This window comes from Paenibacillus sp. FW126-R14, from assembly GCF_058789495.1.
Genome location: NZ_JBYTBS010000045.1, coordinates 17,832 through 31,568, shown reverse-complemented (window position 1 = coordinate 31,568; position 13,737 = coordinate 17,832). Strand labels below are relative to the sequence as shown.

Here is a 13,737-nt window from a genome sequence, read left to right as displayed (position 1 = left end):
TCGTTTACCCGACAATCGCCGGCTCTTTCTTCTCCTGCGCTCCTTCAGGGGCGGGCTTATCAGCACCATTGCCACTAAAAGAATGATCCTCGATATCCCTCTCTGTTTCGTCTGCATCATCATCTGCTTCTGCATCAGCCTCCGCAGCCTCAACATCCTCAGGAACTACCGCCGCGGCCTCATGCGTATGATTCACGCCCGTATCGCCAATCCGAAACTTGCTGATTTCCGCAAATAATTGATCGGCTAAAGCAAGAATGTCATCCGACTCTTCCGCGATTCGGCGGATGGAGGCATCCTGCTCTGTAGATGTCGAGTTGACCTCTTCAACGCCGGCGGCTGTTTCCTGGGCAATCGCCGCCACGAATTGAACAGAGTCAACAAGCGTATCGTTCTTGGAACGCGCTTGCTCGATTTTCAGATGAATGTGCTCGATCTGTTCCTTGATGCCATTCATGGAGTGCTCGATGCGCTCGAAGGAGCTGAGCGTGTCCGCTACGCGATGATTCTGTGTATCCGCAGAATCCCTTGCTTCCAAGAGCGAGCTTTGCAGCTCTTGGATTTGTACTTGCAGCGCCTGCGTAATGCCGCTGATCGTCTTGGACGAATCGTTCGTCTGCTGCGACAGCTGACGAACCTCATCCGCGATCACGGAGAAGCCGCGGCCGTGCACCCCGGCCCTTGCCGCTTCAATCGCGGCATTGAGGGCCAGCACGTTCGTTTGCGTCGAGATCTCCGTGATCGAACGTGTGATGGCGCCAATCTGCTTCGAGCTGGCGGCTAAGGTCTGCATCGCTGCATCAACTTTGTGCAGCACAGCTTGTGACTGTTCGGACGAGGCTTTCAACGCCCGGACGTAGCCTGCCCCCTGCAGCGTGCCTGCGGCGGCCTCGTCGCTTGCGCGAATCATTTCGTGCGTGTAGGCCGTAATGTCGCGAATTTCCGATTCAAGCTCGGCAATGATGAAGGAGCTGGACTCGGTTTTCGTGGCTTGCTCATCCGCGCCTTTCGATATTTCATGGATCGCCTTCAAAATATCCGAATTGGCGGTCGCCGTGATTTGCGAGAAGCGGTGAAATTCATGCGAGTGTTCGCTTAACGAAGAAGCGATCTCCTTAGTCGTATGAAGCATATGCCGAACCTGCAGGATCATATGGTCAAAGCTCTGACTGAGCTGACCGAGCTCGTCCTTGGAGGCAGCGTTAATGGTATGCGTCAGATCCCCGGCGGCGATTAGAGAAACGGCTTTCTGCAGTTTCTGAATCGGACGGACGAAAGAACGGATAAGGATGAAAGCGATCAAGACAGTCACGATAAGCACCAGTACGGAGGCATACATCATAACTTGGCTGGTGCTGTCCAGGGCATCGGTAGATGAAAGGATCGCTTGATCCGCAGACTCTGAGTAGGTCACATAAAACTTGTCGACGAGGTCGAAGATGCTCGTTTTCAAATCCTGGGACTCATTGTACAAATACATCAGATTGATTTCTAAATCCTTCGTGCTCGTACCATTATTAACTTGAATCATTTGTGCGGCAGAATCAAAGTTGTTTATGTAGTCTACGGAGGCTTGGATCAATTGGCTGCGCCATTTTTGTTGATCCGGCGTAGCGGCGGTATCGCCAATTTTTTTAACGTAATCATTAAAAGGTTGACGCTTCGCATTGTATTTAAATATGTATTCCGGTTTCTTCGAAATCTCCAGCCCTGAGGCAATGATGTTCATATCTTGAACCATTTCCTTAAATTCAAGTGCCATTACTTTGAGTGCGACTTTGTCATTCTGATCCTTCAAATGTTGTTTGATTTGATTAACCTGGTGGAGATTGAAAAAGGCAACAGCTAGAAAGATTAGCAGCACTCCACTGAAACTAGCGATTAATTTGGATCTCATGGTCGTATTGAAAAAGAATAACTTACTCACACTCATCCCTCCATAAATAGACAAGATCTGATATATTTCTTGTTTCTACTTATTAATATAGGAGGCTTCTATTAACTAAAGCGTCGATCTGTGTAAATAACATGTAAAATCAACCATACAAATCTAGCAAAAAGGAACTATAAAAAGTTTTACATTACGTTTACGTTTCTTGGGTTTGAAATTTACATTCGATTGTTAAGATGTATTTGTAAGTTAGTTGCGAGAGACAAACAAGGAAATCGAAACTAACCAGACAAGCAACATACAAATAAAAGGAGGACATGCTGACTATGTTCAAGCTCATGTCGAAAAAAGGGATTACATTTACACTTTCCGCGGTATTAATGATGGGGTCATTGGTTGGATGCGGAGCTAAAACAGAAACTAACGGAGCTTCCACAACACCTGCTGCAACTACTGCTGCAACAGCGTCGGCAAAGCCTACTGATACGCCTAAAACAGAACTTTCCGGTACAATCACGGCTTCCGGTTCAAGCGCACTTCTTCCACTAGTTAAACAAGCGGCAACTGAGTTCATGGAAAAGAACCCGAAAGTAACGATCAACGTTACAGCCGGCGGTTCAGGTACAGGGATTAAAAACGTAGCTGACGGTACTTCCGATATCGGTAACTCCGACGTAGAACCTGCTGCTGAATATAAAGATAAAGGTCTTGTTGACCACCAAGTAGCAATTGCTCCATTTGCACTTATCGTAAACAAAGATGTTAAAGTAGATAACGTAACAAAAGCACAAGCAGCTGACATTTACATGGGTAAAGTAACGAACTGGAAAGAAGTTGGCGGCAACGATGCGAAAATCGTTCTTGTACACCGTCCAGACAGCTCCGGTTCCCGTACACTTGTGAAAAACATCATTCTTGATGGCAAAGACTTCACAAAAGACGGAATCACGCAAGAAAACAGCGGCGCAATGAAAACAGCGGTAGCTGGCCAATCCAGCTCCATCGGTTATGTTGATACTCCTTACATCGATGACACTGTAAAAGCTTTGAAAATCGATGGCGTAGCTTTCTCTGAAGACAACATCAAAAACGGCACTTACAAATTGTTCGGTGTTGAGCACATGTATACAAAAGGCGAAGCAAAAGATCCTGCTAAAGCATTCATCGAGTATATCTCCAGCAAAGAATTCCAAGGTAAACAAGTTCGCGATTTGAAATTCTTGCCTGCTGATTTGCTTAAAAAATAATTGAATCTCACATCAAGAGCGTACGCAAACATGCGGGCGCTCTTTTTGCTGTTCTAGATGCCATAATCGTAAACTTTTACATTCCCTTTACAATTCATTAACGATCCAATGACAATCATGTCCTATTATGAAGGTATGACATGTTTAGGGCATGTGGTATTAAATAAAGGGGGATTAACCCAGTGAATTCCGTAGCAGACAAACTATCAAATGCGAGTTCAGACAACAAAAGCCGTCCAATTGTTAGTAAATGGACCCAAGGACAACATAGACAAGACAGCATCATGAGATGGGTGTTTGTCGGGAGTGCTGCTCTTGTATCAGCCATCATTTTCTCTATCATTGTTTTTGTCGGGATGCAAGGATTAAAAACCTTTCAGGGAGTAAGTCCTTTGGAGTTTTTCTTCTCCACCGACTGGACGCCAGGCTCAAATAAATTCGGAGCGTTTCCGTTTCTATACAGCACCTTGCTGATGACGCTAGTTTCCGTCGTTATCTCCGTACCGCTGGCCTTGTCCGGAGCGTTGTTCATGGCCAAAATCGCACCGAAATGGATGCGTGAAATCATGCGTCCCGCCACCGATTTGTTCGTGGGCATTCCTTCGGTCGTCTACGGTTTGATCGGGATGACGGTCATCGTTCCGGCATTGGGTAAATTAACCGGCAATGTCGCTTACGGCATACTGCCTGCTTCTATCATATTGGCGATTATGATTCTACCGACTATTCTCTCCATTTCGGAGGATGCTATCCGCTCGCTGCCCAGCCGGCTGGAGGAAGCCTCGCTGGCACTCGGAGCTACGCGTTGGCAAACATTGTGGCGGGTACTGCTGCCGGCAGCAAGACCGGGTATTTTAACGGCGATTATTCTTGGCATGGGTCGTGCAATCGGTGAAACGATGGCGGTGTTCATGGTTATCGGTAACTCGCCGCAAATGCCGAAATCATTGCTGGATTCCACAACGGTATTAACAACGGCTATCGTGAAGGACATGGGAAATACGAATTACGGATCAACTTGGAACAATGCCTTATACATGATGGCGCTGCTTTTACTTGTGATCTCCTTATCCTTAATCATTATTATTCGCATCGTTGCAAAGAGGAGTGAAGTGAAATGACAAGTAAAACAACAGATCGGATTGCCACGGTGTACTTCTGGACATCGGGTATTGTCATCATTGCAATTTTAGCTTGGTTTCTCTTTCGAATTTTAGGCGATGGGATTCCACATTTGTCCTGGCACTTCATCTTCGGCAAACCGGAGGAAATCAAAGCCGGCGGAGGCGTCGGACCTCAATTATTCAACTCTTTCTATGTTTTGATTTTGTCCTTATTGATCTCTATTCCAATTGGACTATTCTCAGGCATTTACTTAGCGATTTACGCGCAAAAGAACTGGTTTACGGATCTTGTCCGTATCTCTGTTGAAGCTTTGTCTTCCGTGCCTTCCATCGTTTTTGGTTTGTTTGGTTTCTTGCTGTTTGCCAATTTGCTCGGACTGAAATTCTCCATTCTCGGCGGCGCGGCGACGGTAGCCCTGTTGAACTTGCCCGTTATGGTTCGCGTTACGGAAGAATCGATCCGCACCGTTCCGGATTCCTACTGGGAAGCAAGCTTGGCGCTCGGCTCAACCAAGTGGCAGGCGATCCGCAAAGTGCTGATTCCTGCGGCGCTGCCCAGCTTGATTACGGGGATCACGTTGATTGCCGGACGCGCATTGGGCGAATCCGCCATTCTCATTTACACAGCCGGCTTATCGGTTTCCAGGTTCTTCCCGGATTTCAACCCGCTGAAGATGGGTGAGACGTTATCCGTTCACCTGTGGTATGTCGGCGCTGAAGCGCTCGTTCCGGACGCGAAGGAAATTGCCAAAGGAAGTGCCGCGCTGCTCCTGATCGTCGTACTTATCTTTAACCTGCTAGTCAGCATACCAAGCCGAATCTTACAAAAAAGACTTTCCGGGGGGAAATAACTGTGGCGACCATGACGATGACAAAAATCAAAGCAGATAAATTGAATTTATTTTACGGAGAAAATCACGCGCTTCACGATATCGATTTAACGATTGAAAAAGGAAGCATCGCGGCATTGATCGGACCTTCAGGCTGCGGAAAATCAACGTTCCTGCGTACCTTGAACCGCATGAACGATTTAATTGACAGCGTTCGTATTACAGGAAACGTAGTCGTAGACGGCCATAACATTTACGGCCCCGATTCAGATGTTGTTTCTTTGCGCAAAAGAGTGGGCATGGTGTTTCAACGCCCAAATCCTTTTCCAATGAGCATCTACGATAATATTGCCTATGGTCCGCGCATTCACGGCATTAAGAAGAAAGCGATGCTCGATGAAATCGTGGAACGCAGCCTTGTGCAAGCCGCGCTGTGGGATGAAGTGAAGGATCGCTTGCATAAATCCGCTCTCGGGTTGTCAGGCGGACAGCAGCAGCGGTTATGTATCGCCCGTTTGCTGGCGGTTGAACCGGATGTGCTGCTCATGGATGAGCCTACTTCGGCGCTAGACCCGATTTCAACGCTCAAGGTTGAAGAGTTGACGCAAACCCTGAAAGATAAATACACGATTATTATCGTAACGCACAATATGCAGCAGGCAGCCAGAATTTCCGATATGACGTCCTTTTTCTTGAATGGTTATTTAGTTGAAACCGACAAAACAGATAAAATCTTTACAAATCCGAACGATCAGCGCACCGAAGATTACATCACGGGAAGATTCGGCTAACAACAACCGGAAGGGGCAACGTACATGGATGCAAGACCCGGGTTTCACCAATCGTTAACTTTGTTGCAAAAAGAATTACTGGATATGGGGGAAAGCGTCAAGGATTTGATTCTTAAATCCGTTGAGTCCCTGTCAACGCTTGATGAGCAGACGGCGCAGCAAGTGATCAAAAATGACGATCTGATCGACGAGTACTTAACGAGAATCGATGAGCTGTCGCTGCGTCTTATTGCACTGCAGCAGCCTATGGCTAGCGATTTGCGCATTATCGGCACAGCACTCAAAATCGCTACGGATTTGGAGCGCATCGCCGACCATGCGGTCGACATCGCCAAAATTACGATCCGCTTCGCAGGGGAAGAGCTTGTGAAACCGCTCGAAACGATTCCGCAAATGGCGGGTATCGCCATCGAGATGCTGCAGGAGAGCCTGCTGTCTTACACGGAACGCGACGTACACCGGGCCGCAGCACTGGCTGAGAAGGATGATCGCGTAGATAAAATGTACAGCACCGTGATGACGGAGCTGATGGGCATGATGAATTCCGACTATCACCGGAATCGCCAGTTGACGCATTTGCTGCTCGTTGCGCACTTCTTGGAGCGTGTAGCCGATCACACGACGAATATCGGTGAAGGCGTTATTTATATGGTGACGGGTAAGCGCAAGGATTTGAACGTGTAAAAGTTAACATGAACAGCTGTATGGTGAGCAACCATGCGGCTGTTTTTTTGCAATAAAAAACCGACCCTATTTAGGATCGGCGGCATCCCCTGGAACAGGGAAGCGAATGTAGAAGGTTGTCCCCTTCGGACTGGATTGGACTTCAATGGAAGCATGATGTCTGGCTGCGATGCTGTAGCAAATGGCTAAACCGAGACCCGTGCCTTCATCCTTCGTCGTGAAGAAAGGACGTCCGAGCTTTTCCAAATGCTTCTCATCAATGCCCGTCCCCTCGTCAGAGATCAGCAAGACAACGTGTTCGTTCTCGCAGTACGTTTGGATGTTTAGCGTGCCGCCAATCGTCATAGCTTCCAGTCCGTTCATGCACATGTTCAAAATAAGCTGCCGCATCTCCTTGTCGTCAAGGTGGATGACCGGGCAATCGGCGAATTGGAACTGCACATGCTTGCCTGACATGACAGCCTCCGCCTGGATGAGCGGGATGAGCATTTCGATGATCCGGTTAATCTGATCCGGCTGCTGGTGGGATTGCTTATTCTTGGCGAGCGATAAATATTCGGTAATAATCTCGTTGGCCCGGTCCAGTTCTTCGAGCATGATCGGAATATACTCTTTCTGCATATTGCGATCGTTCTCACGAAACAATTGTAAAAATCCGCGAATCGTCGTCATCGGGTTGCGAATTTCATGGGCGATGCCGGCAGCCATTTCCCCCACTAGATTCAATTGGGCAAGACGGGCCATCTCCGTCTCAAAACGCAAGCTTTCCGTAATATCTACCGCCACCTGAAGCAAGCAGCTTTCATTCTCGATATCGATGATTTCCGTAGAGAGCAGAGCCGTCCGAATCTCCTTGGATTTGGTTTCATACCGCACTTTGCAGTTATGTACAACCTCGCCGTTACTGGTCGGTTCGCCGGTTTCCGGGCGCATCAGGTCCATCGTCGTTCCAATAATTTCGTCGCCATACCCCGTATATTGCTTCCAGCTCTCGTTGATTTCGATATAGCTAAGATCCGGCAGACGGCAGATGGCCATCAAGGAAGGGGAGAGCATGAACATTTTCCTAAAATGGTCCTGCGATTTCAGCAGCTTCTCATGCGCATCCACCAGCTCGGAAGTCCGTTCTTCGACCCATTGTTCTAAAAGCGTATTTTGCTGCTTGAGTTTTTCTTCCGCTTCCGCCAGCTTGCGGTTGGTCTCCTCGAGATCCAGCGTACGCTTATGAAGTAGCTCGCTTTGATATTTGATTTTCTGGTGTCCCAGATGCATATTGACGAAAGCGTCGACTTTCATACGCAGCATTTCGGGATGAACCGGTTTGAACAAGTAATCAATCGAGCCCACGTGATAGCCTTTTAACACATGCTCAATCGATGTACTGAGGGCTGTAAGGAAGATGATCGGAATATCCTGGCAAGCTTTGCGCTGCTTGATCAGTTCAACGGTTTCAAAGCCGCTTAGTCCGGGCATTTGCACATCCATGAGAATAACTGCAATATGATCGGCAGGTTCCTTTAACAAATATCGGAGAACTTCCTCGCCGGATTGCAGTGAAATTACGTCATAGTGGGATGAGGCCAAAATGCTATTCAGAGCAAGCAAATTCTCATAGCGGTCATCTACCGCCAAGATTTTGACTTGTTGTTCCATTTCAATTCCTTTCCGTGCTTGTACATGCTATGTACGCACCTAGCAATCGTCCTTCTATTTTTTCGTGGCAAATATCAAATTCCCTCTTTTTTATTTGAAGTCTTTACATACATTTTACATATCGATAATAAAGCCTGTCATTTCGTTTGCTAGACTGGGGATATACTTATATTGACATAAGGGATGATGGACATGAGCAGTCAGTCAGAAGAGCTACGCGAATTTTACGATATCATAGAAAATGGTTCCATTCACTCTGTCTATCAACCTATCGTTTCTATGGAAGACGGTCAAGTAATGGGGTATGAAGCGTTAATACGCGGCCCCGAGAAAAGCACGTTTCATGCTCCTCTGACACTGTTTCAATTCGCAGAGAATCACGGCGAGCTGTACAAGCTTGAGCAACTGGCACGGGAGAAAGCGATTCAAGGGTCCATATTGGAGCATCCGCAGCAGCTGCTTTTTATTAATATTTCTTCACATGTGCTGTATGACCCCGGGTTCGTTCCTGGGAAAACATTGGAAAAACTGCAGAAATACGGGCTGCGCCCAAGCAACGTCGTATTCGAAATAACGGAAAGAACGTCGATCGAAGATTTCTCTCTGGCTCAAAAAATATTGGAGCATTACCGGAAACAAGGCTACCGGATCGCGATCGATGATGCCGGCGCCGGGTATTCCTCTATGCAGGCTATTGCCGAGCTGCAACCGGATTTTATAAAGATCGACCGCTCTCTTATCCAGGATATACATAGAAATAAAGTGAAAGAGTACATATTGGAAACATTCGTTACATTTGCGCAAAAAATGAACATTTTCCTTATTGCCGAAGGCATTGAAAAGGAAGATGAACTGATCAAATTAGCCCGGCTTGGCGTTCATTATGCGCAGGGTTTCTTGCTTGGCAAACCGAAAGCGGCATCGGCCGCGATTGAGGACAGCTTGAAGATGTTGATTTGGCATCAGCGCAAAGCACAAGGAGGCCATATGAGCTGGAGTATTGGCGATCTTAAAACACCGGTGAAAGTGTTCGACAGGAAGGCGCCGATTTCGGAAGTGGCGGATTATTTCAAAAAAAATCAAGAAGCTGTGGGCGCCGTTATCGTCAGCAGCGAAGTGCCGGTCGGCCTGATGATGAGAGATCGCCTGTTTCAGCAATTGGCTGGACAGTATGCGTTCTCTTTGTTCTGGAACCGGACGATCGACAGCATCATGGATGATGCGCCGCTGATGGTGGACGAGTTCATGCCCGTCGAGCAGGTGTCCCAGATGGCGACATCGCGCTCCATTCATCGTCTGTATGACTTGGTGATCATTACTAGCAATGGGAAGATGGCAGGAATTGCTTCGATCAGAGCGATTCTGGAGAGCATTACCAATGTTCGGGTGGAATCGGCGCGAGTGGCCAATCCGCTGACAGGCTTGCCGGGGAATTTGCAAATCAACAGGGAATTGAACAAACGGATTCACGAGAGCAAACCTTTTCATGTTGTCTATGCGGATTTGGACTATTTTAAATGGTTCAATGACCGGTTCGGCTTTCAGAAAGGGGATCAGCTGATTCAATACACGGCGGACATTATGCAGCAGGCCATCTCGGTTTGCGGGACCCCGCTTGATTTTGTGGGGCATGTGGGAGGCGACGATTTTATCGCGATTTCGTCAACGGCCGCACCCGAGCTGTTGTGTCAAGAAATGATCCGCAGGTTCGAGCAGGGAGTCCAGATGTTTTATGAAGATGAAGAATGGGAGTATGTGTGGGACCGTAGCGGCAACAAGGTCAAAAACGAGGGAGTCACCTTATCGCTGTCGTTAGTCGTTTGCAGGTGTGAATCTCCCATCTCGCTTGAACATATTTCCCATACCGCGGCCGTCCTCAAAAAGAAGGCCAAAGCGCATCCCGGCAGCATTTATTATTTTCAAAATATTGGCTAGCATGCAGCATGCTCCGTTTAGAAGGTGTAGAGCAATTGTTTGAAAGAACGGATGATAACGACCTTCTGTTTGCCGATACGGCGTTCTGAAATTTTCTTCATATTCCCCGGATGTATCCAGATGGCGTCTAAGCCGCTGGAGGCGGCTCCTACGACATCGTTGCGCCACGAGTTACCCACCATCACACTTTGGCTTGAAGCCGCGTTCATGGTCTTCAGAGCCCTTTCAAATATAGCAGGGTGCGGTTTACGCGGACCGTCCTTCTCTGAGCTGAATAAGCGATCCTCGGTAATCCAGCGGGTCAGCTTCATTTTGTCCAGATTATGCTGCAACCTTCTCCGATTACCGTTACTGATAATGGCAAGCTTATAGTTCTGGGACAAAGCTTCCAGAGTGTCCTCCACGCCGGGAAAGAGCGCGACAAAATGGTCTTCCTGCTCTTCGACCTGCTCAAAAAAAGCCCGGGTAAAGGCCGTGCTGACATTGACAGGGAGGGGCTGGAGCGCTTTGCGTAAACAAATGTGCCTAAGCTCATCCGGCGAAATGGGGCTTCGAATCGGCGCTTTGCGGTGCCGGCTCCATTCCATTTTGTAACTCTGGAGCACGTCTTGGGCGGTGAAGAGCGATTCGTCCGGCTCCCAACGCGCCGTATAGTCGTTCATGACTTCCAGGAAGGCAGAATCAAAGCATTGTCTCCGATCCAGAATCGTATTATTCATATCGAAAAAAATAACCTTTTTACGTGTTGGTGAGAAAAATGGGCTCATCCGGAGAACCTCCTTTTGAAGACCGGAACATCGATTAATGGATTCCTTACATGTTTATGTGCGCTAGTGTTTTTTTATTTTAATTTCGTATGCTATGATGAAGGAAGTATGTCTAAAATCGGGGTGCGAACTTATGGATAAGCTTATTATTATTGATGGTAACTCTATTGCGAACAGAGCTTTCTATGCTTTGCCGCTGCTAAGCAATTCGAGCGGATTGCACACGAACGCCGTTTATGGTTTTACAACGATGCTGCTGAAATTAATCGAAGAAGAAAAGCCTACGCATTTCCTCGTTGCATTCGATGCCGGGAAAATCACTTTTCGACATAAAGAATATACCGAATACAAGGGCGGTCGGGCCAAAACACCGTCTGAGCTGTCCGAACAATTTCCGCTGATCAAAGAACTGCTGAAAGCGTTCAAAATTCCGCAGTTTGAGCTGTCAGGCTATGAAGCTGACGATATTATCGGAACGCTGACCAAGGCGGCGGACGCCAAGGGGGAGAAGGTGCTTCTCGTCTCCGGAGACAAGGATATGCTGCAGCTCGCTTCCGAACATGTCACCGTTGCGATAACGCGTAAAGGAATTACGGAAGTAGAGCTGTATAATCCGGCGGAAATCAAAGAGAAATACGGTCTCACGCCAGCCCAGATTATCGATCTCAAAGGACTAATGGGCGATACGTCGGATAACATTCCGGGCATCCCCGGGGTTGGGGAGAAGACTGCGCTCAAAATGCTCCATGAATTCGGCACCGTGGAGGAAGTGCTTGCGAATACGGCCAGCCTGAAAGGCAAAATGAAAGAAAAGGTCGAGGAGCATGCCAAAGATGCGCTCATGAGCAAGGAGCTTGCTACCATCTTCCGTGAAGTGCCGATGGAAACCGAGTGGGAGATATTCCGCTACGATGGATTTGACGGACAAGCTTTGGCGGGCATGTTCCGCAAGCTGGAGTTTAAATCTTTGCTGGAGAAAATGGATTTCGGTTCCGTGGATTTGGAAGCCGAGGGTCAAGTTGTTGAAAGCATGGAAGCGGTTGTTGTGACAGAAGCCAATGTTAGCGAGCTGATTGGCAAATTAAGCGACAGCGCAGCGATTCACGTGGAAGCAGTCGGCGAAAATCCGCATCAAGCGGTTAACGTCGGCGTTGTCTGGTTTACTCAGGAGGGGGAGACGAATACCTCTTATTATGTGCCTATCCAGCTGCTAGTCGGGGAAGCGGGCGAGCCGCTGCGCGCGTGGCTGGGGGACGATACGAAGAAGAAGCAGCTGTTTGACCTGCACCGCTCTATTTTGGCGCTGGCTTGGCAGGGCATTGCGCTTAAAGGCGTGGATTTCGACGCACTGCTGGCCGCTTACCTGCTGGACCCGACGGAGTCGAACCTTACCTTGAGCGGGCTGTCTGCGAAGTACAGCTTGCCGGGCCTCAAGGCCGACGAAGAGGTGTTCGGCAAAGGCGCGAAATTCCGCCTGCCGGAGCTTCCTGCGCTTAGCGACCACTTGGGCCGCAAAGCGATGGCGACCGCACGCCTCGTGCCGGTGCTGGCGGAGGAGCTGGAGAAGGGCGAGATGCATCGCCTCTTCTATGAGCTGGAGCAGCCGCTGGCCGGCGTGCTGGCGGAGATGGAGCTGCGCGGCATCGCGGTGGATGCCGAAGGTCTTAAGGCGCTCGGCGTCGATCTGGCCAAGCAGCTGGAGACGATCATGACCAGCATCTATACGCTTGCCGGCGTGGAGTTTAATATTAACTCGCCGAAGCAGCTTGGCGAGATCTTGTTCGAGAAGCTGGGGCTGCCGGCTTGGAAGAAGACCAAAACCGGCTACTCGACGGATGCCGAGGTGCTGGAGCGGCTGGCGCCCTACAACGAAGTCGTCGGGCAGATCCTGCACTACCGTCAGCTTGCGAAGCTGCAATCGACGTATGTGGAAGGGCTGCTGAAAGAGGTGCGGCCGGAGACCGGTAAGGTGCATACCTATTACCGGCAAACCATTGCCGCCACAGGACGGCTCAGCAGCCAGTTCCCGAACCTCCAGAACATTCCGATTCGTCTGGAGGAGGGCCGCAAGATCCGCAAAGTGTTCGTGCCATCCGAGCCCGGATGGTACATTCTCGCTGCGGATTACTCGCAGATCGAGCTGCGCGTGCTGGCGCACATCTCGCAGGACGAGAAGCTGAAGGAGGCGTTCCTTCAGAATATGGACATCCACACGAAGACGGCGATGGACGTCTTCGGTGTGGAGGAGAGCGCCGTCGACGCGAATATGCGGCGCCAAGCGAAAGCCGTCAACTTCGGCATTGTTTACGGCATCAGCGATTATGGCTTGTCCCAGAACTTGGACATTACCCGCAGGGAGGCAGCACAGTTCATCGAACAGTATTTCGCTGTCTTCCAGGGCGTACGCAAATATATGGATGATATCGTGAAAGAGGCGCGTGAGAAAGGCTATGTGACGACGCTGCTGCAGCGCCGCCGGTATTTGCCGGAGATCACGCATTCGAATTTCAATCTGCGCTCCTTTGCGGAGCGTACCGCGATGAACACGCCGATTCAAGGAACGGCGGCCGACATTATTAAGCTGGCCATGGTACAGATGGCTGCCCGGTTGAAGCAAGAAGGCTTGAAGAGCCGCATGCTGCTTCAAGTACACGATGAGCTGGTCTTCGAGGTCCCGGAAGAGGAGCTCGAGACGATGCGCAGCCTTGTGCCGGAAGTCATGGCAGGCGCCTTGAAGCTGGACGTGCCGCTGAGCGCAGACTTAGATTTCGGCCTTACTTGGTATGACGCCAAGTAAAGCCAGTCAATTACAAAA

Annotated in this window: 10 protein-coding genes; 7 read left to right on the top strand and 3 right to left on the bottom strand. The window is 49.1% G+C overall.

Annotation, left to right across the window (positions count from 1 at the left end; all coding sequences use genetic code 11):
• Positions 1-4 precede the first annotated feature (4 nt).
• Complete coding sequence (locus tag AC3WRW_RS24010) at positions 5-1,927, bottom strand: methyl-accepting chemotaxis protein (RefSeq protein WP_492548800.1); 1,923 nt, start codon at positions 1,925-1,927, stop codon at positions 5-7.
• Between the two features lie 290 nt (positions 1,928-2,217).
• Here AC3WRW_RS24010 and AC3WRW_RS24005 point away from each other — a divergent pair, with 290 nt between their 5' ends.
• The 5 genes from AC3WRW_RS24005 (at position 2,218) to phoU (ending at position 6,567) form a co-directional block, all read left to right on the top strand.
• Complete coding sequence (locus AC3WRW_RS24005) at positions 2,218-3,138, top strand: phosphate ABC transporter substrate-binding protein (RefSeq protein WP_492548799.1); 921 nt, start codon at positions 2,218-2,220, stop codon at positions 3,136-3,138.
• Positions 3,139-3,422: 284 nt separating this feature from the next.
• The gene (gene pstC / locus AC3WRW_RS24000; protein WP_492548798.1) at positions 3,423-4,259 is read left to right on the top strand and encodes a phosphate ABC transporter permease subunit PstC; all 837 of its coding nucleotides are present in this window, start codon (positions 3,423-3,425) and stop codon (positions 4,257-4,259) included.
• Positions 4,256-5,113: a phosphate ABC transporter permease PstA gene (pstA, locus tag AC3WRW_RS23995; protein WP_492548797.1), complete on the top strand. Its 858-nt coding sequence runs from the start codon at positions 4,256-4,258 to the stop codon at positions 5,111-5,113. Before pstC ends, pstA begins: the two co-directional genes overlap by 4 nt.
• A gap of 11 nt (positions 5,114-5,124) precedes the next feature.
• The gene (pstB, locus tag AC3WRW_RS23990; RefSeq protein ID WP_492548823.1) at positions 5,125-5,883 is read left to right on the top strand and encodes a phosphate ABC transporter ATP-binding protein PstB; all 759 of its coding nucleotides are present in this window, start codon (positions 5,125-5,127) and stop codon (positions 5,881-5,883) included.
• Between the two features lie 24 nt (positions 5,884-5,907).
• Complete coding sequence (phoU, locus tag AC3WRW_RS23985; protein ID WP_492548796.1) at positions 5,908-6,567, top strand: phosphate signaling complex protein PhoU; 660 nt, start codon at positions 5,908-5,910, stop codon at positions 6,565-6,567.
• Positions 6,568-6,633: 66 nt separating this feature from the next.
• Here phoU and AC3WRW_RS23980 read toward each other — a convergent pair whose 3' ends face one another.
• A complete protein-coding gene (locus AC3WRW_RS23980) occupies positions 6,634-8,220 on the bottom strand; it encodes an ATP-binding protein (protein WP_492548795.1) in 1,587 nt (528 codons plus the stop codon).
• A 192-nt stretch (positions 8,221-8,412) separates the two neighbouring features.
• On the opposite strand from AC3WRW_RS23980, the gene AC3WRW_RS23975 reads away from it, so the two are divergent.
• Complete coding sequence (locus tag AC3WRW_RS23975) at positions 8,413-10,155, top strand: GGDEF domain-containing protein (protein WP_492548794.1); 1,743 nt, start codon at positions 8,413-8,415, stop codon at positions 10,153-10,155.
• A gap of 17 nt (positions 10,156-10,172) precedes the next feature.
• Here the strand turns inward: AC3WRW_RS23975 and AC3WRW_RS23970 are convergent, their stop codons facing one another.
• Positions 10,173-10,922 carry an HAD family hydrolase gene (locus AC3WRW_RS23970; RefSeq protein ID WP_171683728.1) on the bottom strand — a complete coding sequence of 250 codons (750 nt, stop codon included), beginning with the start codon at positions 10,920-10,922 and terminating at the stop codon, positions 10,173-10,175.
• Between the two features lie 133 nt (positions 10,923-11,055).
• Here AC3WRW_RS23970 and polA point away from each other — a divergent pair, with 133 nt between their 5' ends.
• Positions 11,056-13,719, top strand: coding sequence for a DNA polymerase I (polA, locus tag AC3WRW_RS23965; RefSeq protein WP_492548793.1), 2,664 nt, complete (start codon positions 11,056-11,058; stop codon positions 13,717-13,719).
• Positions 13,720-13,737 lie beyond the last annotated feature (18 nt).

Bases quoted from the DNA above. Each gene is read 5' to 3' on its own strand.
- AC3WRW_RS24005 (WP_492548799.1), top strand. From the start codon at position 2,218: ATGTTCAAGCTCATGTCGAAAAAAGGGATTACATTTACACTTTCCGCG.
- pstC (WP_492548798.1), top strand. From the start codon at position 3,423: ATGAGATGGGTGTTTGTCGGGAGTGCTGCTCTTGTATCAGCCATCATT.
- pstA (WP_492548797.1), top strand. From the start codon at position 4,256: ATGACAAGTAAAACAACAGATCGGATTGCCACGGTGTACTTCTGGACA.
- pstB (WP_492548823.1), top strand. From the start codon at position 5,125: ATGACGATGACAAAAATCAAAGCAGATAAATTGAATTTATTTTACGGA.
- phoU (WP_492548796.1), top strand. From the start codon at position 5,908: ATGGATGCAAGACCCGGGTTTCACCAATCGTTAACTTTGTTGCAAAAA.
- AC3WRW_RS23980 (WP_492548795.1), bottom strand. From the start codon at position 8,220: ATGGAACAACAAGTCAAAATCTTGGCGGTAGATGACCGCTATGAGAAT.
- AC3WRW_RS23975 (WP_492548794.1), top strand. From the start codon at position 8,413: ATGAGCAGTCAGTCAGAAGAGCTACGCGAATTTTACGATATCATAGAA.
- AC3WRW_RS23970 (WP_171683728.1), bottom strand. From the start codon at position 10,922: ATGAGCCCATTTTTCTCACCAACACGTAAAAAGGTTATTTTTTTCGAT.
- polA (WP_492548793.1), top strand. From the start codon at position 11,056: ATGGATAAGCTTATTATTATTGATGGTAACTCTATTGCGAACAGAGCT.